This window comes from Devosia sp. A449, from assembly GCF_054489375.1.
In genome coordinates, this window is sequence record NZ_JBTMWU010000006.1 from 24,179 (window position 1) to 47,753 (window position 23,575).

Below are 23,575 nucleotides of genomic sequence, written 5' to 3' on the forward strand. Positions count from 1 at the left end.
TCGGGGCCGTGTCAGCCCTTCCCATGGGGGTATTCCAGGCCCATTTCGCGGTAGCGTTCGGGGTCGTCGCCCCACTTTTCGCGGACTTTGACGAAGAGGAAGAGGTGAATCGGCACCTCGTACATTTCCATCAATTCCTTGCGGCTCTCCTGGCCGATGGATTTGATGGTCTGGCCGCCGGCACCGAGCACGATCTTCTTGTGGCTGTCGCGGGTCACATAGACCACCTGGTCGATCTTGTAGGAGCCGTCCTTCTGGATCTTGAAGGACTCGGTTTCGACCGTAGTGTTGTAGGGAATTTCGTCGTGGACGCGCAGGAACAGCTTCTCGCGGGTGATCTCGGCGGCGGTGATCGCCATGGTCAGATCGGTGAGGTGATCCTCGGGGAAATGCCAGGGACCGGGCGGAATGTGCTTGATGCACCACTCCATGAAGTCGGCAACGCCATAGCCCTTGAGCGCCGAAATCATGAAGGTCGCTTCGAAGCGCAGCTTTTCATTGATGGCGGCGGAAAGCTTGAGCAGTTCCTCGTTCTTGACCGTGTCGATCTTGTTGAGGATCAGGATGCGCGGGTGGCGGACGTTCTCCAGCCCTTCAAGCAAAGATTCAAGTTCCGCCGTCAAACCCCTGTCAACGTCGACAATCAGGGCGACGATGTCGGCATCCCCTGCCCCGCCCCAGGCGCTATCGACCATGGCGCGGTCGAGCCGGCGCTTGGGCGCGAAAATGCCGGGCGTGTCGATGAACACCAATTGGGCCTTGTCGAGCGTCACCACGCCGCGCACCTGGCTGCGGGTGGTCTGCGCCTTGTGGGTGACGATGGAAACCTTGGTGCCGACCAGGGCGTTGAGCAGGGTCGACTTGCCGGCATTGGGAGCACCAACCAGGGCGATGAAGCCGCAGGCGGTGTCGATCGGTTCGATGGTCGGGATGGGAGGGATGGATTCGGTCATTGCGGTGTGCCTTTGGGTTCCTGCCATACCTGCTGGGCGATGAGAAACAGCTCGGCGGCCTTGTGTTCGGCAATCTTCTTGGAAGGGCCGGTGGCGCTCAGCGGTTCAAATTCGCCCAGAGTGACAGTGATGGTGAATTCGGGGGCGTGGTCGGGACCACGCCGGTCAGTCTGGGTATAGGTCGGCGGTTCGAGGCCCCGGGCCTGGGCCCATTCCTGCAGGGTGGTCTTGGCATCGGCCTTGTTGGCCTGGCCGTCGGCGAGAAATTCCTCGAACATGCGCTCGACGAATTCATAAGCCTTGTTCATGCCGCCGTCGCAATAAATCGCGCCGATGACCGCTTCGGTCACGTCGCCGAGAATGGCTTCCTTTTCGGCGCCGCCCGTGCGGGCTTCGCTCTCGCCCAAAATCATCTCACTGCCCAGATCGAGGGTGCGGGCAATGATGGCGCAGGTTTCCTTGCGCACCAGCGTATTGAGGGTGCGGCTCAGCTCGCCCTCATTGGCCTTGGGATAGCGGCGATACAGCATGTCGGCGACAACGAGCCCCAGCACGCGGTCGCCGAGAAATTCGAGGCGCTGATAGGAGCGCTCGATGCGCCGCGCCGGAGAGACGGCGCTGGAATGGGTGAGCGCGCGGTTCAGCAGTTCCGGATCGGCAAATTTATAGCCGAGCCGGAATTGCAGTTTTTCATGGCTGCGCGCGGCACGACTCATCGATCGATCGACTGGAACATGCGGTCCCAGCGCACATTGGCCGGCCACTGCCACAGCTGCCAGGGCGGCAGATTGTCCTTGATGGAGAAGAAGCGCGCTTCGGCCTTGGCGATCAGATTGATCGCCGGCACATAGCCGACCTGGCTCAGCACGCGGCTATCGGCAGATCGGTCGCGGTTGTCACCCATCATGAAGTAATGGCCGGCGGGCACGACATATTCGGAGGTGTTGTCGAGCGGGCCGTTATCGGAGATTTCCTGAATGGTGTGGGTCGAGCCCTCGGGGAAGGTCTCGCGATAGACCGTGACGTCGCGGGTATCGCCATTGCTGTCGGTATCCTGCGCCTTACCGATTTCCTCGCGTTCGACCATGGTGCCGTTGATGTAGAGCCGGCCCTGCTGGACCTGGATGGTATCGCCCGGCAGGCCGACGACGCGCTTGATATATTCCATATTCTGCGGCACCGGGCGGAACACGGCGACATCGCCGCGATTGGGCTCACGGCCGAGAATACGGTTATTGATCGGCAGTTCGAAATCCAGCGCGGTGAAATCGCCGTAGCGGCCGAGCGAGAAGGAATGCTTGCCGTAGCCCCAGACGAATTTATTGGCGACGAAATAATCGCCGATCATCAGCGTCTGCTGCATCGAGGCGGTGGGGATGGAAAAGGGCTGGTAGAGGAACGAGCGCAGCACGATGGCGATCAGCAGCGCCTCGACCACCACGACGATGGTTTCGACCCATTCATTGGCCGGGGCCTTCTTGATGGACTTGTCAGTGGGCTGGCTCATGAATTTCCCCGAAAAAGGTAGCGCGGCAGCGTTATTCTGCTGGCGCTTCGATTGCAATCAATGCGTGCGAAACTATTGCCGATGACCTTAGCGTATCGGAGCAATGGGCAGCGCCTCGATGATGACGAAAGCCTGGGCCAGGCCCGCATCGTCAGTGATGGTCAGGTGGATGTGGGCTTCGTGGCCGGGCGGCACAAGCCGGGCCAGCGCTTTTGCCGCGCCATTGGTCAAATTCATCGTGGGTTTGCCCGAGGGCAGGTTCACCACGCCCATATCGCGCCAATAGACGCCCCAGCTGATGCCGGTACCCAGCGCCTTGGAGCAGGCTTCCTTGGCAGCAAAGCGCTTGGCGTAGGAGGCAGCGCGCTGAGCACGGCGGTCGGATTTGCGGCGCTCGATCTCGGTAAAACAGCGCTGGGTGAAGCGCTCGCCATAGCGGTCGAGGGTCTTTTGCACCCGCGCAATCTGGCAGAGGTCGGAGCCTAGGCCGATGATCATGGGGTCACCGCTCCGTACGTGTGGCCCCACCCCCTCCTAGCCTCCCCCATCAAGGGGGAGGTATCGGGCCGGTTTGTGTCGCACAAGGGTGCCACAAGCACGATGCGGATCACTTCACCCCCTGAATGCCGCGGCTGCCGGGCTTGATGGGGGGGATGGCTGCCAGTTCGGGGGGGAGTTGGTCGGCGGGATAGGCGGGAACCTTGAATTCGATGAGGCTGACCAGCGGCACGCCGACATCGGCTTCGCCGCCGGACCGGTCGATCAGGCAGGCGGCGGCAATGACATTGGCGCCGATGCCGCGCAAAGCTTCGACGCATTCGCGGATGGAGAGGCCAGTGGAGACGATGTCTTCCACCACGATCACCTTGTCGTCAGGCGAAATTTCAAAGCCGCGGCGCAGTTCGAATTTGCCGTCGACGCGTTCGGTATAAAGGGCCGGGAGGCCGAGTTGGCGCGCGGTTTCGTAGCCGGGAATGATGCCGCCAATGGCGGGCGAAACGACCTTGGTGGCGTCGCCAAAGCCTTCGGCGCGAATCTTGTCGGCCAGCGCCTTGCACAGCTTTTCGGTCTGGGCGGCGTATTGAAAGACTTTGGCCTTTTGCAGGAACACCGGCGAGCGCAAGCCCGACGACAGGATGAAATGGCCTTCGAGCATGGCGCCGCATTCCCGGAAAATCGCCAGCACGTCATCTTTCGTCATCAACAAACCTCTTATCAACCTTGCCGTCCCATTCCAGGGTCGAAATCATGCCCGCTTCGCGCACACCGGCGCGCTGTACGGCGCTGAGGCCGGGGCTGCGCTTGAGCGTTGCCAGAACATCGGTCAGTTGCGCAAGGTCGCGCACCTCGATTTCAAAGATCATCTGGTGAAAGTCGGGCGAAATCATCCGCATCACGAGATTGTTGATGTTGGCGTCGCAGGCGGCGATGGCCGAGGAAATCTGCGCCAGCGAGCCGGGCTTGTTGACGCTCTCCATGGTGATGACCGTGGGATAGAGCCGATCATCAGTGCTGGCGATGTTCCAGCGCACGTCGACCCAGGCCACATCGCTGTCATGCTTGTCGATCAGCGCTTCGGAATGGATCGGATAGACCAGCATCGGGCTATCGGGCTGCAGGATGCCGACCAGCCGGTCGCCGGGCACGACGCCCTCCCCCGACACCACCACATTCATATGGAAATCGAGCTGGGCCAAAGCCGCCTTGGCGCGCGGACCCGAGCGCTGGCCGCCCGGCACGCGGAAGCGGAACAGGTCGGTGGAGCGCAGGGCAAACCAGCCATCGGCGGTGTCGGCGACCGGCAGATCGAGCTTGCGGCGACGCTTGCGCAGCCCCTTGAGCTTAGCCAGTTCGGCGGCCAGCGGCTCGGAGCCGATCTTGCCCTCACCCACGGCGATCAGCAGATCGCGCCGGTTGGGCAAAGCCAGCGCCTCGGCCAAGGCCTTGGCCTCGCTGTCATCGAGCATGACGCCTTCGCGCTCAAGCAGCATGGCCAGCACATGCTCGCCCAGCGCCAGCGCGCGCTGCGTCGCGGCATGGCGCACCGAACGGCGAATGGCGGCGCGGGCCTTGCCGGTGGCAGCAATGCCGAGCCAGTTGAGCGGCGGCAGATGGTTCTGGTCGCGGATGATTTCGACTTCGTCGCCGCTGCGCAGCTGGGTCACCAGCGGCAGAATGGAGCCGTTGATCTTGGCGCCAACCGTGGTGTCGCCGATATCGGTATGCAGGGCATAGGCGAAGTCGATGGGCGTGGCGCCGCGCGGCAGGGCAATCAGCCGCCCGCGCGGGGTGAAGCAGAACACCTGATCCTGGAACAGCTCCAGCTTGGTATATTCGAGGAAATCCTCGGTGGAGGAATTGCCGGTGGTGAGGTGGGCGATGGTGGAGCGCAGCGAGCCATAGGCCTGCGATTCATTCTCGATGCGGCTGAGATCGGCCGACGCGCCATCCTTGTAGAGCGAATGGGCGGCGATGCCGAACTCGGCGACCAGATCCATTTCCTCGGTGCGAATCTGCAGCTCGGCGCGCTGGCGGCCGGGGCCGACAATGGTGGTGTGGATCGACTGGTAGTCGTTATGCTTGGGGACCGAGATATAGTCCTTGAAGCGCCCGGGCACGACTTTCCATTTGGTATGGACCACCCCGATGGTGCGGTAGCATTCCTCGATGGAGCCGACGATGACGCGGAAGCCGATCATGTCGGAGAGCTGTTCCAGCGCGATGGATTTGCGCTCGATCTTGTTGAAGATCGAAAAGGGCGATTTCACCCGCGCCTTGACCCGCGCGGTGATGCCTTCGGCGGACAACCGCTCGGTCAGCTCGGTCGAGATGGTGGCGATGGTTTCGCGATAGGTTTCCTGCATTTCGTCAAGGCGGGTGACGATGGCCTGATAATGCTCAGGCTGCAGGATCTTGAAGGAGATATTCTCCAGCTCGTTGCGCATGTCCTGCATACCCATGCGGCCGGCGAGCGGCGCATAGATATCCATGGTTTCCTGCGCGATACGCGTCCGCTTTTCGGGCGGCATATAATGCAGGGTGCGCATATTGTGCAGGCGGTCGGCGAGCTTGACCAGCAGAACGCGCACGTCCTGGCTGATGGCCAGCAGCAGCTTGCGCAGGTTTTCCGCCTGCGCTTCCTCGCGCGACACCAGGTTCAGCCGGTCGATCTTGGTCAGGCCATCGACAATGGCTCCGATTTCGGCGCCGAACAGCTGATCGATTTCGGCGCGGGTGGCGTCGGTATCCTCGATAGTGTCGTGCAGTAGGCCGACAGCGATGGAGGCATCATCGAGCTTGAGCTCGGTCAGGATGGCCGCCACTTCGAGGGGATGATTGAAATAGGGGTCGCCGGAGGCGCGCTTCTGCGAGCCATGCTTCTGCATGGCGTACACATAGGCCTTATTCAACAACTGCTCGTCGACGTCAGGATTGTAAGCCTGAACACGTTCGACAAGCTCATACTGACGCATCATGGGGGTGGCTGCCGCTCGCTCGAAGGAATGAGCTTAGCGCTTTGAAAGAAAATGGGAAAGGGCGGCGACGGAGTATCTGGGGTGCGATGAGGGATGAACGGGAGTATCGCGGCTGTGGCTCCACCCCCTCCTAGCCTCCCCCATCAAGGGGGAGGTACAGCGCAGCGGAGTTGGCACCATGCTGCCCCAAGCACGGAACGGCACCTCCCCCTTGATGGGCGAGGCTGTCGCGGGTGATGTTTGGGCAGGATCAAACAAAAACACCCCCGGCTGGCGCCGAGGGTGTTGATAATTTTCGCGAGACGACGCGTATTTAGTCGTCGCGGCGCTCTGGCGGAGCCAGGCTTTCGATACCGCGCAGCAGTTCTTCTTCGCTGATGGTATCGAAACTGATCGAATCGTCGTCGCCACCAATCATTGGAGCCGCATGGCTCTCGGGCTCGTCGACTTCGACATATTTCTGCAGCGAGTGGATCAGATCCTCACGCAGATCGTCGGGCGAAATGGCGCCGTCGCCGATTTCACGCAGCGCAACAACAGGATTCTTGTCGTTGTCGCGCGGAACGGTGATCTGGGCGCCAGCCGAAATCATGCGCGCCCGGTGGGCAGCCATGAGAACGAGATCGAAGCGGTTCTCGATCTTTTCAATGCAATCTTCAACGGTGACGCGGGCCACGAACGTCTCCAAAACTTATGGAATGAACGCATCCCATACACCAGTGGTCCGGCTGGCACAAGGATTGCCTGCCCCGCTCTGTGCGCAGCGGCCATGCAGCGCCCATTCAGCCATATCTTGCTCGCCGCCAGAAAACATGCGAATACCGAAATTAATGCTCTCTGCGGAATTTAAGTCATCCATTCCAGCCACTTTTTCGTGGCACTTGTTCTAGTCGGGGCACACCGCCATCGGGAGATTTGAGATGCCCATCGACCCCCGCGAAAAAATCGTGCTGTTTATCGACGGCGCCAATCTATATGCGACGTCCAAAGCCATCGGCGTCGATATCGATTATCGCAAGCTGCTGGCCGATTTTGCCGCCAGGGCCTATCTGCTGCGCGCCAATTATTACACGGCGCTAATCGAGGAGCAGGAATACTCGTCGATCCGGCCCCTGATCGACTGGCTCGACTATAATGGCTTCACCGTCATAACCAAGCCGGCCAAGGAGTTCACCGACTCAACCGGGCGCCGCAAGGTGAAGGGCAATATGGACATCGAGCTCTGCGTCGATGCGCTGGAGCTGGCCCCCTATTACGATCACATGGTGTTGTTTTCCGGCGATGGCGACTTCACCGCGCTGGTGGTGGCGCTGCAGCGCAAGGGCAAGCGCGTGACCGTGGTGTCGACACTGACCACCTCCACCCCGATGATTTCGGACGATCTGCGCCGGCAGGCGGATTTCTTCATCGACGTCGCCGACCTGGCCAAGACGGTCGGCCGCCCACCGAGCACGAGGCCGGTGGTGGCGCCGGTTGCGCCGGTGGCGGACGACGCCGAGTAGCGCCCTCACCCGACAATTCCAGCAGCTAAACGCGGTGTCATCCCGGCCCTGAGCCGGGACCCATCTCGAGATGGGTTCACCGGCATGGTCTCAGGATGGGCCCCGGCTCTACGCCGGGGTGACATCGTGGGTGGGGATAGGCCAGTCAGGTGAAGGCGAAGCCTTAGCCCCGGCCGCCCTCTTTCATGATGCGGGATTTGTCGCGGTTCCAGTCGCGGTTGCGCTCGGTTTCGCGCTTGTCGTAGTTCTTCTTGCCCTTGCCGATGCCGATCAGCACCTTGGCGCGGCCCTGGTCGTTGAAGAACAGCTTGAGCGGCACGATGGTATTGCCGGCGCGGGACACTTCCTGGTCGAGATGGGCCAGTTGCTTGCGCGAGACCAGGAGCTTACGCGGACGGCGCTCCTCGTGGTTGAAGCGGTTAGCCTGCAGATACTCAGGAATATGGGCGTTGATCAGCCACAGCTCGCCCTTTTCGGGCGAGGCATAGGCCTCGGTGATCTGGGCTTTGCCCAGGCGCAGGGATTTGACCTCGGTGCCGGTCAATACCAGCCCGGCCTCAAGCGTCTCGCCGATTTCATAGTCGTAGCGCGAGCGACGGTTTTCAGCCACGAGACCGTGGCTGATCACTCCGTTTTTCGCTTTGTCGTTCTTGGGTGCCATGGGCTCTAGATAAGGCCTGCGTGCCGCATTGCAAAGTCCACCGCCGCTTCGCCTTCCTTCGTCATCGGCACGACGGGCAGCCGCATCTCGTTGGCGCAGAGGTTGAGGCGGCTGGCGGCATATTTCACCGGCGCCGGGCTGGGCTCGATGAACATGTTCTTGTGCAGGTAAACCAGCTTGTTCTGGACGGCGCGGGCAGCGGCGAAATCGCCGGCCAGCGACAGCTCCTGCAGCTGCGAGCAGAGGCGCGGCGCAACGTTGGAACTCACCGAGATACAGCCATTGCCGCCATGGGCGTTGAAGCCCAGCGCGGTGATATCCTCGCCCGAGAGCAGGATGAAGTCGTCGCCAAGCTTGACGCGCTGCAGGCTGGCCCGGCCCAGATCGGCCGTCGCATCCTTGACGCCGATGATATTGGCATGGGCTTCGTGCAGGCGCGCAATGGTGTCGACGGTGAGATCGACCGTGGTGCGGCTGGGAACGCTATAGAGAATGACCGGAATGCCCACGGCCTTGGCCACGGCGGAGAAGTGCTGGAACAGCCCTTCCTGATTGGGCTTATTGTAATAGGGCACGACCGACAGCACGGCATCGGCGCCGATTTCTTCGGCGAACTTGGCCAGGGCGACGGCTTCAGTGGTCGAGTTCGAGCCAGCGCCGGCAATCACCGGAACGCGCTTATTGGCGACTTCGACGCAGATTTCGACGATGCGGCGATGCTCTTCATGGCTCACCGTGGGGCTTTCGCCGGTGGTGCCGACCGGCACCAGGCCATGGGTGCCCTCAGCAATCTGCCAGTCGACAAAGCTGGCGAAGGCTTTCTCATCGACGTTCCCATTGAGCATGGGAGTGATGAGCGCCGTAATCGATCCTCGCAGCATTGTCGGGACGTCCTTGATTTAAATGCCACAGTTCAGCCGTGGCCGGATGGTATGAACTGCCTGGATGGCAGCTGATTTGTGGGCCGCACCATACTTTCACTTCGCCGCCGCGACAATGTTTCGTTGGCTTCATCCCGCAGGAAACATCGCCGCCGCAACCGAGTGTTTACCCAAACTGGGTAACGATGGCTTAACCGCAGGATGGGGGCACCCTGTTGGATCGAGAAATGCGTACCAGCAGGACGGCAGATGCAACGGCGACTGGCAGCCGGTCTCATCGCAGCGGTTTTGGGTCTGGCGAGCTTTGCCCCCCTTCCCCATGCGACGACCAATGAACTGATCGACCCGGTAACCACCGGCGCCTTGCCGCCGAGCAGCGGCACGCCCGCGGCCGAGGCCAAGGGCTCACAGAGCTTCCGCGACGCCCTGACCGAGCTGGTGAGCGGCGATGCGACAGTGGCTTTTGCGCAGGCGACGACGCTGCCCGATACCGAGCGCCGCACCATCCAGTGGGCTGCGATCTATTTTAATCCCCGCGCCATCGACGCTGCCACCATCGAAACATTCGCCGCTGACGCCCCCGATTTCGCCGCTGCGAGCCTCTATCGCACCCGCATCGAGCAATCGCTGAGCAAGGCCGAACCCGCTCCGGCAGCGATCATAGCCGCCCTGGGCGACGCCCCGCCCAATACCATAGATGGGCAGATCCTGCTGGCCGGTGCCTATCTGGCGCAGGGTGAAACCAGCCTCGCCGGCGGAATCGCCAAGAGCCTGTGGGTCGACAATTTCCTGACCGAGACGCAGGAAGCCGCCGTGCTCGAGACGCTTGGTCCCCTGCTCGACCGCGAGGCGCATTGGGCCCGTGCCGTGCATTTGATGATGCATGACCGGGCGCGGGCCAGCGAACGGTTGCTGCCGCATCTGAGCGCGGCCCAGCAATCGCTGGTGGTGGCGCGGGCTGCGGTGGCGCGCAAGGATGCGGACGCCAAAAAGCTGCTCGACAGCGTCGATCCGTCGATGCGGTCCAACCCGGTCTTCATCTTCTCGCGGGTGCAGCGGGCGCGGCAGTTCGAGCTGTGGCAGAGCGCCGTCGATTGGCTAGCCAAAGCCCCGGCGGACCTGCCCGATGCCGCCGAATGGTGGACCGAGCGGCGATTGCTGGTGCGCAAGCTGCTCGATATCGGAGAACCAAAGCTGGCCTATCAGGCCGCCGCCGGCTACAGCACCGGCCCCGAAGGCCGCTTGGTAGAGGCCCATTTCCACGCTGGTTGGATCGCCCTGTCGTTTCTCAACGATGCGGCGAGCGCCAAAACCCATTTCACCGCCATGGCGGCCCTATCCACCCTGCCCGACACTGTCACCCAGGCCAATTACTGGCTGGCGCGGGCCGAACTGAAGCTGGGCGACACCGAGGCCGCCCGCGCCGCGCTGCAAATCGCCGCCGGTTATGGCGTGGTGTATTACGGCCAGCTGGCCCGCACCGAGCTGGGCGAAGCTGGCGTGGGGCTGCGGCCCCTGCCCGATAGCGAGCCCAGCGAGGCGCTGTTCAATATTCATCCGGTGGTGCAGGCGGTGCGCCTATTGGCCGATAACGGCCAGGCCAATTTGGCCCTGCCACTGCTGCGCAATTTCGGCACGGCGCAGGCCGGCGGCGGCGAATTGCTGCTGGCGGCGCGGCTGGCGACCGAAATCGGCGCGCCGCAGCTGGCGATTTCGATCGCCGCGACGGCCGATCAGCGCGGCACCCCGCTCGACAGTTTCAGCTTTCCCAAGTCCAGCCTGCCCGATACGGCCGTGCTGGCAGCGGACCGGGCGGCGGTTTATGCCGTGGCGCGGCAGGAATCGATGTTTCAGCTCGACGCCGTGTCGCCGGTTGGCGCGCGCGGGCTGATGCAATTGATGCCGGGCACGGCGCAGGAGGTGGCCCGCAAGGTTGGCGTCGACTATTCGCCCAGCCGGCTGGTCAGCGACGCCGAATATAATGCGCTGTTGGGCTCGACCTATCTCGGCACGCAGCTGGATCGCTATGACGGCTCGCTGGTGCTCGCGGCGGCCGCCTATAATGCCGGGCCGGGCAATGCCAATAAATGGATCAAGGCCTATGGCGATCCGCGCCTGCCCAATGTCGATCCGGTGATCTGGGTCGAACTGATTCCGTTTCAGGAAACCCGGACCTATGTGAAGCGGGTGCTGGGCAATTATCTGGTGTATCGCGAGCGGCTGGGCGACGCCCCGGTGACACTGCAACAGGCATTGCGCAGTATTCGCCCGCAATAAGGCTTGAGGCGGCGGGGCGACTACCGCAAAATGGCGCATCGAGATTTGCCATGCCCCGCCCCAGAAAATTTCCCGCCGATCACCCCGCCTTTGCCGAACTGCCGGTCACCCAGGTGACGCTGGCGGGCGGGCTATGCGCGGTCGTGCATGTGGCCGGACAGCTCTCGAGCCAGCGGCTGCCGGTGATCTGCATTCCCGGCTATCAGCGCAATATGAGCGATTTCACCGAATTCGCCGGTTATTTCCGCCGCGTTGGCGGCGGCGCCTGGCCGGTGGTGCTGCTCGATCTGCCGGGGCGGGGCCGCGCCGATGACCGGCGACGGGCCGAGGATTATGGTTCGCCGGCCGATGCGCGCGACGTCGCCTCGGTGCTGGCCGCGCTCGGCATTGGCAAGGCGGTAGTGCTGGGCCAGGGCCATGGCGGCCAGGTGGCGATGATGCTATCGGCCAATCACCCGCTGCTGATCGCCGGCACCGTCTTGCTCGATTCCGGCCCGGTGACCGACTCGCGTGGCATCGTGCGGCTGCGCAACAATCTGGCGCATGTGGAGAGCCTGCGCGGCGCCAAGGCGGTCTCGGCCGGCTTCCGGCGCATTCTGAGCGGCGACTATCCCGGCCTGCCCGATACGCGGCTGGATGCGCTATTGGCGCGCAGCCACGTCATCGACAAGCGCGGTCGCGCCAAACCGCTTTATGACCGCCGGCTGATCGAGGCCTTGGCCAGCATCAATTTCGATGACGTGCTGATGGCGCAATGGCCGCTGTTCGACGCATTGCGCTGCGCCCCGCTGATGCTGCTGCGCACCCAGCTGACCGACCAGCTGCGCCGCGAAACCTTCGATGAAATGACCCGCCGCCGGCCTGACGCGGTGGCGCTGACCATTGCCGGGCAAGGCTCGCCGGCGCTGTTCGATCAACGCGAGGAAATCGAAGCGGTAGCCGAATTCGTCATTCGCACCAGCACGCAATTGCTGGGCCGGGCGGCCTAGGGTGCTCGGCACCTGGCACATTGAATCAAGCGACCGCGCGATTGTCTTGATTTAGCAGGGTTATTGGGTGCCGGTGTGGCCCTCAACGGGCCGACCAACCTGCCTGGTGCCGCGGGCGGCATGGAGCGTGCGGCGCAGGCCATAGCCGACGATGCAGCCGATGAGATAGGCCGCCGCCAGCAGCAGCGCGGTTTCGCCGATAGGGGCCAGATTGCTCATCTCACGCCCTCGGCGCAAAGCTGCGCCAGCCGACAACGAGGCCGATCAGCCCCGCTGCCGCCAGATAGGGCCAGTAAAAGCCCAGCAGATAGCCCAGCGAACTCCAATTCATCGTCATGCTTGCCCGTCTCAGAAGTGCTGCGGCTGCACGATGACGACGATGCGGCGGTTGAGCCGCTTGCCCTGCGCCGTGGCATTATCTGCCACCGGCACCGACTCGCCATAGCCGATGGCATAGAGCCGCCCGGCCCCGATGCCACGCGCCACGAGCGCGCCGACCACGGCCTCGGCGCGAGCCACAGACAATGCCAGGTTCAGCGCCTCGTCGCCGTCTGAATCGGTGTGGCCTTCGACATGCACCACGGCATCCGGGCAGGCCGCCAGATACATCGACAATTCATCCAGCGCAGCATTGGATTCCGCCGCGATGATGGCCGCGCCCGACTGGAAAAGAATGGCGTTTCGTGCCGAAAAATCAGCCACTTGCGCGGCACAGGCGGTGATATCGACAGGCAGCGTCGCCACCGGCTGGCTCGGCGCCGCAACTGGTTCCGGCTCTGGCGCGGGAGCCGGTAGCTCGACGCTTGCGCCCCATGTCGCGGCGCCCGAATCGGCGTTCAACGCCGCCAGGACCATGGTCTGGGTCGTCGCATCAGCGGCAACGCCACTGAGGGACCAGTTGCCATTGGCAAAATTGATCTGACCTTCGCTGAGCTGCAACAGGGCGCGCAGGCCGGTTTCGGCGCTCGCGAGGAAATCTGCCGGCGCGCCTTGGGCGAGACTGACCGCGGCAAAATCGCCGCCGCTGATGGTGCCGAAATAGCGCATGGCCGCATCGGTGGGCAGTTGGCCGCTCAGAATGACGGTGCCATCGGCGGCGCGACTGGCGGAGAAGGCATAATCGGGATCGATGGCCGGCGCGGGTGGGGCTGCAACCGGGGCAGCTTCCGCCGCGATGACGGGTTCGGCGACGGCTGGTTCAGCGACCACCGGTTCAGCGATCTCGGGCTCAGCAATAGCGACGGTCGGGTTTCCGCTCTGCGGTTCAGCGACAGCCATCGACCAGCCGCTGGCCGCGAGCTGGCGGCTGACGAAATCGGCTTCGAGCGCGGCTTTGGCGGAAGGCGAACTGGCCGTGCCGGTCAACGTCCAACCATGGCCGTCATAAGCTACCCTGCCCTCGCTCAGCCCCTGGAGCAGACCGAGGCCGGTCTGGGCGGTGGCCACAAAATCTCGCGGGGCGCCGGAGGCGTAAGCCATTGTTTCCGTTGCGCCCTGCCCGGCTGTGCTGAGCAGGAGCGCTGCGTCATTCGGGCTTGGCACGGCACCGGTGAGGGCGATGGTTCCGGCAATATCCTTGGTGGCCGACCAGTCATAATTGGTGACGCGCGGCGCTTCGATTTCGGCGCGGGCCAGCACCAGGCCCTGCGGCGCCTGATCCGCCAAAATCGCCAGCAGCGCTGCATAATCTGCGCCGGAGCGGGCAATACCGGCAATGGTCAGCACATTGTCGCGGAGCGCTATGCGCCCCTCGCTCATCAGCGCGAGCGCCGCCAGACCGAAATCGGCGCCCGAGCGATAGCGTTCGGGGGCACCACGGCCCAGCTGGAGATAGCTGGTATCGGCGCCTTCGAGCAGGCTGAAGGCTTCGCGGGTGGCTTCGTCGGGCGCATAGCCATCGAAAACCACGACGCCGCCGGGCTGGCGGGTGGCGCTCATCCAATACTCGGCGATGCGGGGCGGTTCGAGCACCACGATACTGCCGCTGGGCGCCAGCGTGTCGACAATGGCCTGGGCAACTTCCAGCGAGGGCGGCGCGCCGCTCAGCGTGCTGTCACTATCGGTGATGCTGGCCGTGCCGTAATCGAGGCGGGCCAATTGCTCGATCAATTGCTGGGAAAGCTCTGCAAAACCAGCGGGTTCGCCGGAGCCCAAGGCCAGACCGGTGGCTACTGGCAGGCCGGAGACATCGGCGGTGCGATAGCGCTCGGCCATGGTATCATCGGGCACAAAGCCGGTGACATCGATGCGCTTGCCATCAAAGCTGGCGCTCCACTGATAGGGCGCAACGAGTGCGGGCGTGATGTCGACTGTGCCGAGCGTCACCCCTGCCGGCGCACCGGCGCGCATGACGATCAGCAGATCCCGAAAGGCGCGCTCGGATTTGGCGCGACCACTGAGGTTAACCGTCAGATCGGAGATGACAGCCTGCCCCTGGTCGAAATATTGCAGCTGGTCGATGGCGAATTCGGCGCCAGCAACCCAGCTGCGCCGCTCCGGCATGCCCGAGCGCAAGTCCAGCTCGCCCTGCGTCAGACCGGCGCGCGCCAATAGGCGCTGTCGCGTGGCTTCATCCGGCACGCCGCCGGCAAGGCTGACGGCGCCCTGCTTGATCCTGGCGGTAAACTGATAGGGCTTGGCCAAAGGCGCCAGGGCCACCTCAGTTGTGACCGGCCCCAAGCCAGCAATGCTGGCGAGGCGTGTCGTCGCGGCCTTCACCGCAATCGGGTCGGTCGCGGTGCCGCTCAGGGTCAGGTCACGGCCATCGAGCGCCAGTTCGGCCCAGTCATGGCCGCTGACAGCCATGGCGGTCGCGCTTTTTGCTGCCAAATCGGTGGCGATCTCGCCCGAAGTCATCGCCAGGCACAGGCTTGTGCCGCCCAGGACAGTGGCGAGTCCCGGTGCGACCCACTTGATGAGGTCCCTGATCATTCTCGTTCCAGTGAATGTCCGCAATTGCCGCAAGGCTAGTGCATTTCAGGAGTCGAGGAAACGAAAATGCCTGCGGTAAGTGATTGTTTGCGTGAGATTATTTCACGCTGTCCAGCGCCACGCTGATCCACCACGCGGAAACACCGGAATCAAGCCGGGCGGTGGGTGCACGGCGGTTTTCGCTGTCGCAAAACCGACACCGCGGAGAGCTGAGGAGAAACCGGCTCGTCAGCATCAGCATTGCCTAAAAGCAGAAAGGCCCGGCGTGAGCCGGGCCTTTCCGTATTGACTAGTAATCCAAGGACTACTCGAAAGCCTTCTTGGCAGTGAAGGTAACCTTGTAGGCACCGTTCTGCTGTGCCTTGGCACCGATCGACGACTCGAAGCCGCCGCCGGGGTTCCAGCCGAGCTTGGCCGAACCGTAGAAGTCGGAGTAGGAAGCGCCGCCGTTGCGAACATCAGCAGGAAGAAGAACCGCGACATCGTCGGCACCATGGCCATAGACGCCGATTTCACCGGTGATCTTGATGGTTTCGGTGACAGCAGCAACGAGCTGAGCTGCAACCTGGTAGCCATCAGCCCGGCCATTGGTGCCATCGTTGAAGTAACGACCGCCGATGTTGATTTCGATGCCTTCAGCAACCTTGGCGCCGATCGAGCCGCCGAAGCCGGCGTCGGTGTCGAGAGCAAGGCCACCAACAGCGGTACCGCCAGCGAATTCACCGGACAGAGCAACCTTGAACATGTCAAAGTTGGCTTCGCCCGAGACCAGACCGTTCCAGTAGGACCAGTTGCCAGCCGCAGCGTAACCGCCGCCGGCAGCACCAGCTGCACGGAGCTTGAATGCGTCGAAGGTGGCGGTGATGCCAGCGTGGACAGCATAGGTATCGCCGGTGTTCTGGACGCCGTCCAGAATGCCGCCGACGGAGCCGCTGACGTGAGCGGTGATGCCGCTACCAGCATACTGCAGCACGCCAATCAGGCTACCAGCGTCGGCGCCGGTGCGGTCGAGAGCTTCAAGACCGATCTTGCCAACGAAGCCTTCGCCGAACTGCGACTCAAGCTGGATGACGTGACCGCCCTTGCGGACCGGACCTTCCCAGACGCCAACGTCGGCGTCGTCAGACATGAACAGGCCGGTGAAGTTGAACGGCTCGTCGTCGCCTTCGTTGAAGATCGAACCCTTCTTACCAGCGCTGAGGATGGTGGTGTCGCCGACCTGGACATAAGCGTCCTGTGCGCGCAGGGGATGAGCGTCGCCGTTCACATACGCGACACCGGTCGCCGGATCGATGCTTCCAGCATCGCGCGAGCGGATGTAGTCGCGCTGGCGCAGGTTGATCACGACGCGGGCCGGACCGAAATCGCTCGAAGCGGTACCAACGAACTTCAGGAAGGTCTCGACCTTCGAGTCCCAATCCTGATTGGAAACACCAACGAGAGCGCTGGGGGTGTCAACGTTGCGAACGCCGTCGTTGTTCAGGCCGGCAGGGAAAGCCTGGCCAACCGGGGTGCGGGCAATGTTCTCGGCAGCGCCGTTCCAGTTGCCATAATCAAAGGTGTACGAGACCGAGCCCGAGATCTGCAGGCAGTTGGTGTCGGACGAAATGGTCAGGCCCGACAGGCCCAGCTCGTCGCAAACGTCCAGCGAGGTGAGGACGCCCAGATCGGCAGCAAAGCCAGCGGTCGAGAGACCGGCAGCAGCGATAGAACCGAGGATAAGGCTCTTGAGTTTCATTAGTTGACCTCCAAAGTCAGTCATTCTTGGTGCCGGTTACCCAGCGGTTTGTCGTAACGCGACCACACTATTCGTGGTGCAGTGTGTTGCCGTCGCGCTGCGACCGACAAACGATCCCATGCATGGATTCGCAAGACCCACCATACGCACGGCGGGAAAGGACGCAATCGCGCAAAAGCCGTTTTGGCGGTCCAGCAATGTGGTTGCCAGCGGTATGTTGCAGATTCAGCACACAGATGGAAACCACCTGTTAACCCGGCTAAACAATGCGTTAAAATCCACACATTTTGAAGGGGTTAGCGCCGAGAAACGGAGATTTTGGGCGCTATTTTGCGGGCCCCGCGGACAAAATGCTCTGCCATGGACGCAGCGCTGATGCGGCCCCAATGTGCGCAAAATCGGGACTCAACGCGGCAGACTACAAGGCACCGCCACAATTGGAGCGAGCAGGACAATGCAGAACAAGGTTGCGGTGGTGACGGGCGGCAGTGCCGGCATCGGGCGGGCGGCGGCGCTGGGTTTCGCCCAGGCGGGCTATCAGGTGGCGATCTGCGGCCGGCGCGCCGAGGCGCTGCAGGCAGTGGCCAGCGAGACCGGCGGATATTGGGCGGCATGCGATGTTACCGACCCGACCGCCGTGGCGCAGTTCTTCGCCGGGGTGAAGGAGCGCTACGGTCGGGTCGATGTGGTGTTCAACAATGCCGGCCGCTTTGCCCCGGCGATTTCATTCGGCGATCTTGACGTGCTCACCTGGCGCGAGATGGTCGATACCAATCTCAATGGCGCCTTCTATGTCGCCCGCGAAGCGTTCCGCGCCATGCGCGACCAGGTCCCGCAAGGTGGGCGGATCATCAACAATGGCTCGATCTCGGCCCATGCACCGCGCCCCGGCGCCGCATCCTATACCACCACCAAGCATGCCATCACCGGACTAACCAAGGCGATCTCGCTCGATGGGCGGGCCTTCTCCATCGCCTGTGGGCAGATCGATATCGGCAATGCCGCCACCGATATGACAACGGAAATCGGTAGCGGCGTATTGCAGGCCAATGGCACCATCCTGCCCGAGCCGGTCTTTGACGTGCGCCATGTGGTGGATGCCCTGCTCTATATGGCCGGGCTGCCGCTGGCGGCCAATGTGCAGTTCATGACCGTAATGGCGACGACCATGCCCTATATCGGGCGAGGGTAGCCCCCTCGCCCGCTCAGGCCCGCCATACCTCTGAACCGGCGATCCAGGTGGCGCGCATCTGCCGATCGTCGGACAGATGGGCGAAGCTGGCGATGGCGCCGGGCTGCAGATGGCCGAACTGGTCTTCGATCCCCATCGCCTGGGCCGGATAGAGCGAGGCCATGCGCAGGGCCTCCTCGAAGGGCAGGCCGATACGGCTATGCATGAATTCGACGGCGTCGATCATGTCGAGATCGGCGCCGGCCAGCGTACCATCGGCCAGGCGCAGTGCGCCGTCGGCGCGGGTGATGGTGCGGCCATTGAGCGTGAGGCTCTTGAGGTCGGTGCCGGTCTGGGACATGGCGTCGGTGACGAGGAAGATGCGGCCCGCGCCGGATTTGGCGCGCAAGGCAATCTCGATCGCTGCCGGGTGGACGTGAATGCCATCAGCAATCAGTCCGGCCCACACCGTGTCACCGTTCAGCACTGCGCCGACCACGCCGGGTTCACGGTTGCCGAGCTGGCTCATGGCGTTGAACAGATGCGTCGCCATGCTGGCGCCCGCAGCGACAGCGGCGCCAGCTGTTGCGGCGTCAGCATCGGAGTGTCCGATGCTGACAATAATGCCGGCATCGGCCAGGGCCCGAATCTGCTCGGGGGTGACGGTCTCGGCCGCCACGGTGACAATCAGATTGGGCAAGTCGGCCCGCGCCGCGATGAGACGGACCAGATCGGCCTCATCCATCGGCCGGATCAGCGCCGGATCATGCGTGCCCTTGCGGGCCAGCGACAAATGCGGGCCTTCCAGATGCAGCCCGATAAAGCCGGGCACGCCCTGCTCGGCGGCCGCCTTGCCGGCAGCCATGGCGGCGACATTGACCGCCACCGTGTCGGTGATCAGCGTCGGCAGCAGCGCGGTGGTACCGAACTGGGCATGGGCGGCGCAGATGGTGCGGATCGACTCGACGCTGGGCGCATTGTTGAACAGCACCCCGCCGCCGCCATTGACCTGCAAATCGACAAAGCCCGGCACCACCGATCCGCCATCGAGCCGGGTGACCACCGCATTGGCCGGGACGGCGTCAGACTGCACAATGCCCGACACATGGCCGAATTCGACCAGCAGCGCCGCATCGTCATGCCAGCGGTGCCCGTCGAAAATACGGGCACCCAGAATGGCGGAGAGGTCGCTCATAGGGTTTCGGTCACCTTCTTGAGGGCCACCGGCACGTCGGGGTTGAAACCGCGATGGCGCGACAGCGCTTCGACAAAACCATAGAATGACACGATCAGCGCCAGCGGGTCGGTGATCGGGTGGCCGGTGGCGGCGAAGGGCAGCGCCTTGGCCGGCCCTGCGCGATCACTGGTGAGGAAGCCCAGCGCGCCCTGCGTGACCAGCTTGTGCGTCATGTCGGCCACGGACGCCTCGGTGGCGTCGCGTGCAGCCAGGCCCAGCACCGGATAGCCGGGCGTGACGATGGCAACGGGACCATGCATCACTTCGGCGGCGCTGTAGGCGGCGGCCTGGATATTGCAGGTTTCCTTGAATTTCAGTGCCGCTTCATTGGCGATGGCGAGGCCCGGGCCCCGCGCCAGCACGTAAAGCGCCGAGTGGCCTTCCAGCGCGCCGATCATCTCCGACCAGTCGCAGGCGACCGCCTTGGCGAGGCTATTGGGCAGGTCGTTGACGGCGGCGTTGAGTGCATCATCGCCGCTCCAGCGCGCGACCAGCGCCAGCCCACTGACCACCGAGGTAACAAAGGTCTTGGTGGCGGCAACCGACTTTTCGAGCCCGGCATGCAGGTCGATGGTGAAATCGGACGACTCGGCCAGAGGCGAGCCGGCGGTGTTGGTAATGGCAATCGTCGTCGCGCCAGAACGGCGGGCCGACTGGGTCATGCCGACAATGTCGGGCGACTTGCCGGACTGCGAAATGGCAATGGCGGCGGCGCCGGCCAGCTTGAGGTCCTTGCCATAGATCGAGGCGATGGACGGGCCGACCGAGGCAACCGGCAGGCCCAGCGTCAGCTCGATGGCATATTTGAGATAGGAGCAGGCGTGATCGGACGAGCCGCGCGCGACGGTGACCACCATATTCGGGTTACGCTCGCGCAGGGCCGCAGCCGCCGCGTCGAGCACCGGCCCGCTCTGGTCGAGGAAATTGGCGACGGTGTCGGGAATGGCGTCGACTTCCTGGCGCATAAAGGTCTGGTTCGTCACAGTCACGGCGTTTTGCCTCCAATCGTGGGCGCGTCGCCGATCCGCAGTTCGGCGACGAAATCATAGGTATCGCCCCGGTAGATGGAGCGGGTGAATTCAATGACTCGCCCGGAGGCGAGATACGAGGTGCGCTCGATATTGAGCCCGGCCGAACCGGTCGGCACCTGTAGCAGATGGGCGTCATCCTCATCCAGATTTGCGGCGCGAATGCGCTGGATGGCGCGAATGGGTCGGTGGCCGGTCTTGTCGAGGTGCTTATACAGCGAGTCGCCGATATTGGCCGGGTCCGGAAGCACACGCGGCGACAGGCTGGCGCGCTCGATGGCCAGCGGGATATCGCCGGTGAGGCGCAGGCGGGAAATCCGCGCCACCAGATCGCCCGACGACAGCCCCAGAATCACGGTTTCCTCGGGCGATGGCAGATAGAGCCCACGGTCGAGCCATTCGGCGCGCACCGCCATGCCGCGTCGCGCCATGTCTTCGGTGAAGGAGGTGAGCTGGGATAGCGACTGTTCGACGCGCTGGGGCTGCGGGGCCACGAAAGTACCCGAGCCGTGGCGCTGCACCAGCACGCCTTCCTTGACCAGTTGCAGCATCGCCTTGCGCACCGTGACGCGCGACACATCGACCTTGGTGGCCAGATCGCGTTCGGAGGGCAGCGCGTCGCCGGGATGGATGGAGCCGCGATGGATGGCGTCCTCAATCCAGCGCTTGAGCTGGAGATAGAGTGGGCCACCCGATGGCAGCACCACCGGACCGGCAGCAAAGAAGTCGTTCGACGGGCCGTCCACTATGTCCCCCTCGCCATGCTGCGATCACTGGTGCAGGCGGGCGCAGTTGCAGCGCTTCCACCGGAAGCGTATGCCGCGCCTCGGGCCTTGAAGGCCAGCATTTTCGGCTCGCCCCGAGCCACCTGTTCACTCACCTGAATGTCCGCCGCTTGATCCAGTCTCGCCCCCTGGCGTTATAATACCAATAAAATACCATTCACCAAGTCCCAAAAAGCGATTCTGCACAAGCGGGGCATTCTGCTGGCGCAATTGAGCTTTTTTCGGTTCTAACAAGGCTTTAGCGCTGCGGTTTCTGCCATCGTCTGGACAAGTGGTATTTTTTTGGCATTATTGCCGCGATGGGAGACTGGCATGAAGGCAACGCAAACCGAGAGGCTCCACGCAAGCGCCAAGGGCTTTGATACCAAGCCCCCGCTGGAAGCGCTGGACATTCTCGCCACCGCACAGGCGGAGGCCGCCCGGGCGGTGCAGCAGGCCGTACCCGCCATTGCCGACGCGGCGCAACTGGCGGCGACATGCCTCGGCGCCGGTGGCCGGCTGGTTTACGTGGCCGCAGGCAGCTCGGGGCTGATGGCACTGGCCGACGCGCTGGAACTGCCCGGAACCTATGGCATTGCGCCGGACCGGATCAAGGTGCTGCTGGCCGGCGGCGTCGCCGGGCTCACCGAAATGGCAGGCGCTCCCGAGGATGACGCTGACGCGGGTCGAGCCGAGGTCGCTGCTGCGGGCGTCGGGCCCAATGATTGCATCATCGCCCTTTCCGCCAGCGGCTACACGCCCTACCCGATGGAAGCCGTAGCGGCGGCACGGGCGGCGGGTGCCAAAACCATCGGCATCAGCAACAATCATGGCGCGCCGCTATTTGACCGCGTCGACGTCGCCATCTGCCTGCCCACCCCGCCCGAGGTCATTGCCGGCTCGACCCGCATGGGGGCCGGAACGGCACAGAAGATCGCGCTCAACATGCTCTCCACCATGATGGCCATTCATCTTGGCCATGTGCATGACGGCTTCATGGTCAACCTCGTCGCCGACAATATGAAACTGCGCAGCCGGGCGCGGGGCATTGTCATGGCGGTGAGTAAAGTGTCCGAAGAGCAGGCGGCAGCAGCGCTGCAACAGGCCGGCGGCTCGGTCAAAACCGCGATCCTGCTGGCGGCCGGCGCCGATAGCGTGGTCGCCGCCCAGCGTCTGCTTGAACAGCATGCCGACCGGCTCAGGCCGGCGCTGCGGACCTTGGGACGCTAGGCTCGCTCAGCCGATATCGTCCTCGCCGGTGGTGCCGCCCTCGCCTTCCCAGGTCTGGAGACGCTTGACGGTCTGGCGCGGAAATCTCAGGCGAACGCCGAACCCCTCCCCGCCCTGCTCTGGCAGAAACAGCACGCCCCCAGTCTCGAGCGCGGCGCGGATGGCGCGCTGGCAGGCGGTATCGGGTTCGGAAATTTCAGCCTCGAACTGCTCGATATCGAGCTCCGCCATGCCGGCGGCTTCAGCCAGCGCGGCGACCGACCAGCCGACAAGCGCCCGACCGGCGCGGCTTTGCGGCGGGGTGATGGGGGGCATCGGGTCGGTCATGGCAATCTCCTATGGCTGCTGCCAGAGAGCATGGCAGCAGGAAAAAATCAAAGAAGCCGATTGCAGCTGTCGAAAGCGCCCGGCACCACTCGTAGCTGGGGTAAGACCACACCAATACAAGGAGACAATATGCCCAACGCCCTGCCTACCGAGGATACCGACCGCGATCTGGTGCTGAGCCGTGTGCTGAATGCCCCGCGCGACAAGGTTTTTCAGTGCTGGACCCAGCCCGAGCTGATCAAGCAATGGTTCGCGCCCAAACCATGGAGCACTCCCAAGGCCGAGGTCGACCTGCGGCCGGGCGGCGGCAATCTCATCACCATGGCCGACGAAAACGGCACCGAATATCCCAATGCCGGCCAATATCTGGAAATCGTGCCCAACGAGAAGCTGGTGTTCACCGACGCCTTCACCGGCGACTGGACGCCATCGGCCAAGCCGTTCTTCACCGCCATCCTGACCTTTGAGGACGCCGGCCCCGGCAAGACCCGCTACACCGCCGTGGCGCGCCACTGGACCGCCGGAGACGCCACCGCCCACAAGCAGATGGGGTTCCACGAAGGCTGGGGCATGTGCGCCGCCCAGCTCGAAGAACTGGCGGCCCGAATCTGATCCGCACAGTCACAATAGAATATTTGTTTCAAATATAGAACGCCTGATGAACTTCATTCGAAACCGCACGGACGGCAAGCGACACCCTGCCGCCCCGTCCGTCGAGCCCTGTCTGGCGCAGATTGTGATCGTCCCGCACCCTCCTGCACCTGCACCACGCCGCGCGCCCAACGCCCGCCGCCCTACTGGGCACTCGCAGCGAACTGCTAGACATATTCATGTTCAATTACAGTCCACTAGCGTGTCACACCTGACATTTTGAATCGCGTTTCGTTGCACCTGAAACCCGTC

Annotated in this window: 22 protein-coding genes; 6 read left to right on the plus strand and 16 right to left on the minus strand. The window is 63.4% G+C overall.

The genetic code is table 11. The features are described 5' to 3' along the window. Positions 1–11 precede the first annotated feature (11 nt). The 7 genes from era to rpoZ all read right to left on the minus strand — a co-directional run bounded on the left by era (position 12) and on the right by rpoZ (position 6,612). Positions 12–953, minus strand: a complete 942-nt coding sequence (gene era, locus ACX3OW_RS15880; protein ID WP_459096771.1) for a GTPase Era — start codon at positions 951–953, stop codon at positions 12–14. Beyond that, positions 950–1,669, minus strand: coding sequence for a ribonuclease III (gene rnc / locus ACX3OW_RS15885; RefSeq protein WP_459096772.1), 720 nt, complete (start codon positions 1,667–1,669; stop codon positions 950–952). The genes era and rnc overlap by 4 nt, the downstream gene beginning before the upstream one ends. Next, positions 1,666–2,460 carry a signal peptidase I gene (lepB, locus tag ACX3OW_RS15890; RefSeq protein WP_459096773.1) on the minus strand — a complete coding sequence of 265 codons (795 nt, stop codon included), beginning with the start codon at positions 2,458–2,460 and terminating at the stop codon, positions 1,666–1,668. Before lepB ends, rnc begins: the two co-directional genes overlap by 4 nt. 87 nt (positions 2,461–2,547) lie before the next feature. Further along, entirely contained in the window at positions 2,548–2,958 is a 411-nt protein-coding gene (gene acpS, locus ACX3OW_RS15895; protein ID WP_459096774.1) for a holo-ACP synthase, read from the minus strand. A 109-nt stretch (positions 2,959–3,067) separates the two neighbouring features. Continuing rightward, a complete protein-coding gene (gene pyrE / locus ACX3OW_RS15900; RefSeq protein ID WP_459096775.1) occupies positions 3,068–3,661 on the minus strand; it encodes an orotate phosphoribosyltransferase in 594 nt (197 codons plus the stop codon). Then, positions 3,648–5,936, minus strand: coding sequence for a RelA/SpoT family protein (locus tag ACX3OW_RS15905; protein WP_459096776.1), 2,289 nt, complete (start codon positions 5,934–5,936; stop codon positions 3,648–3,650). The genes pyrE and ACX3OW_RS15905 overlap by 14 nt, the downstream gene beginning before the upstream one ends. A gap of 313 nt (positions 5,937–6,249) precedes the next feature. Next, positions 6,250–6,612 (minus strand): DNA-directed RNA polymerase subunit omega, encoded by a 363-nt coding sequence (rpoZ, locus tag ACX3OW_RS15910; protein WP_459096777.1) that lies wholly within the window; start codon positions 6,610–6,612, stop codon positions 6,250–6,252. Between the two features lie 244 nt (positions 6,613–6,856). Between rpoZ and ACX3OW_RS15915 the strand changes: the two genes are divergently transcribed. Further along, positions 6,857–7,438, plus strand: coding sequence for a LabA-like NYN domain-containing protein (locus ACX3OW_RS15915; protein ID WP_459096778.1), 582 nt, complete (start codon positions 6,857–6,859; stop codon positions 7,436–7,438). A gap of 163 nt (positions 7,439–7,601) precedes the next feature. On the opposite strand, the gene smpB is transcribed toward ACX3OW_RS15915, so the two are convergent. Both smpB and dapA read right to left on the minus strand, forming a co-directional pair. Continuing rightward, entirely contained in the window at positions 7,602–8,099 is a 498-nt protein-coding gene (gene smpB, locus ACX3OW_RS15920) for an SsrA-binding protein SmpB (protein WP_459096779.1), read from the minus strand. A gap of 5 nt (positions 8,100–8,104) precedes the next feature. Continuing rightward, entirely contained in the window at positions 8,105–8,980 is an 876-nt protein-coding gene (gene dapA / locus ACX3OW_RS15925) for a 4-hydroxy-tetrahydrodipicolinate synthase (RefSeq protein ID WP_459096780.1), read from the minus strand. Between the two features lie 249 nt (positions 8,981–9,229). Here dapA and ACX3OW_RS15930 point away from each other — a divergent pair, with 249 nt between their 5' ends. After that, complete coding sequence (locus ACX3OW_RS15930) at positions 9,230–11,257, plus strand: lytic transglycosylase domain-containing protein (RefSeq protein WP_459096781.1); 2,028 nt, start codon at positions 9,230–9,232, stop codon at positions 11,255–11,257. Between the two features lie 50 nt (positions 11,258–11,307). After that, the gene (locus ACX3OW_RS15935; RefSeq protein WP_459096782.1) at positions 11,308–12,246 is read left to right on the plus strand and encodes an alpha/beta fold hydrolase; all 939 of its coding nucleotides are present in this window, start codon (positions 11,308–11,310) and stop codon (positions 12,244–12,246) included. Between the two features lie 60 nt (positions 12,247–12,306). Here ACX3OW_RS15935 and ACX3OW_RS15940 read toward each other — a convergent pair whose 3' ends face one another. The 3 genes from ACX3OW_RS15940 to ACX3OW_RS15950 form a co-directional block, all read right to left on the minus strand. Then, on the minus strand, positions 12,307–12,465 hold the full coding sequence (locus tag ACX3OW_RS15940; RefSeq protein ID WP_459096783.1) for a hypothetical protein: 159 nt from the start codon (positions 12,463–12,465) through the stop codon (positions 12,307–12,309). A 129-nt stretch (positions 12,466–12,594) separates the two neighbouring features. Further along, positions 12,595–15,177: an OmpA family protein gene (locus ACX3OW_RS15945; RefSeq protein ID WP_459096784.1), complete on the minus strand. Its 2,583-nt coding sequence runs from the start codon at positions 15,175–15,177 to the stop codon at positions 12,595–12,597. A gap of 304 nt (positions 15,178–15,481) precedes the next feature. Next, positions 15,482–16,915 carry a hypothetical protein gene (locus ACX3OW_RS15950; protein ID WP_459096785.1) on the minus strand — a complete coding sequence of 478 codons (1,434 nt, stop codon included), beginning with the start codon at positions 16,913–16,915 and terminating at the stop codon, positions 15,482–15,484. Between the two features lie 454 nt (positions 16,916–17,369). Here ACX3OW_RS15950 and ACX3OW_RS15955 point away from each other — a divergent pair, with 454 nt between their 5' ends. Continuing rightward, positions 17,370–18,107 (plus strand): SDR family oxidoreductase, encoded by a 738-nt coding sequence (locus tag ACX3OW_RS15955; RefSeq protein WP_459096786.1) that lies wholly within the window; start codon positions 17,370–17,372, stop codon positions 18,105–18,107. Positions 18,108–18,120: 13 nt separating this feature from the next. Here the strand turns inward: ACX3OW_RS15955 and nagA are convergent, their stop codons facing one another. Genes nagA through ACX3OW_RS15970 form a run of 3 tightly spaced genes read right to left on the minus strand, consistent with a single transcriptional unit; the run spans position 18,121 to position 21,097 of the window. Then, a complete protein-coding gene (gene nagA, locus ACX3OW_RS15960) occupies positions 18,121–19,281 on the minus strand; it encodes an N-acetylglucosamine-6-phosphate deacetylase (protein ID WP_459096787.1) in 1,161 nt (386 codons plus the stop codon). Further along, positions 19,278–20,288 (minus strand): SIS domain-containing protein, encoded by a 1,011-nt coding sequence (locus ACX3OW_RS15965; RefSeq protein WP_459097019.1) that lies wholly within the window; start codon positions 20,286–20,288, stop codon positions 19,278–19,280. Before ACX3OW_RS15965 ends, nagA begins: the two co-directional genes overlap by 4 nt. A gap of 20 nt (positions 20,289–20,308) precedes the next feature. After that, positions 20,309–21,097: a GntR family transcriptional regulator gene (locus tag ACX3OW_RS15970; RefSeq protein ID WP_459096788.1), complete on the minus strand. Its 789-nt coding sequence runs from the start codon at positions 21,095–21,097 to the stop codon at positions 20,309–20,311. Between the two features lie 351 nt (positions 21,098–21,448). On the opposite strand from ACX3OW_RS15970, the gene ACX3OW_RS15975 reads away from it, so the two are divergent. After that, entirely contained in the window at positions 21,449–22,345 is an 897-nt protein-coding gene (locus ACX3OW_RS15975) for an N-acetylmuramic acid 6-phosphate etherase (protein ID WP_459096789.1), read from the plus strand. A 6-nt stretch (positions 22,346–22,351) separates the two neighbouring features. On the opposite strand, the gene ACX3OW_RS15980 is transcribed toward ACX3OW_RS15975, so the two are convergent. Further along, positions 22,352–22,672 (minus strand): XRE family transcriptional regulator, encoded by a 321-nt coding sequence (locus ACX3OW_RS15980; RefSeq protein ID WP_459096790.1) that lies wholly within the window; start codon positions 22,670–22,672, stop codon positions 22,352–22,354. 129 nt (positions 22,673–22,801) lie between these two features. Between ACX3OW_RS15980 and ACX3OW_RS15985 the strand changes: the two genes are divergently transcribed. Then, the gene (locus tag ACX3OW_RS15985; RefSeq protein ID WP_459096791.1) at positions 22,802–23,284 is read left to right on the plus strand and encodes an SRPBCC family protein; all 483 of its coding nucleotides are present in this window, start codon (positions 22,802–22,804) and stop codon (positions 23,282–23,284) included. Positions 23,285–23,575 lie beyond the last annotated feature (291 nt).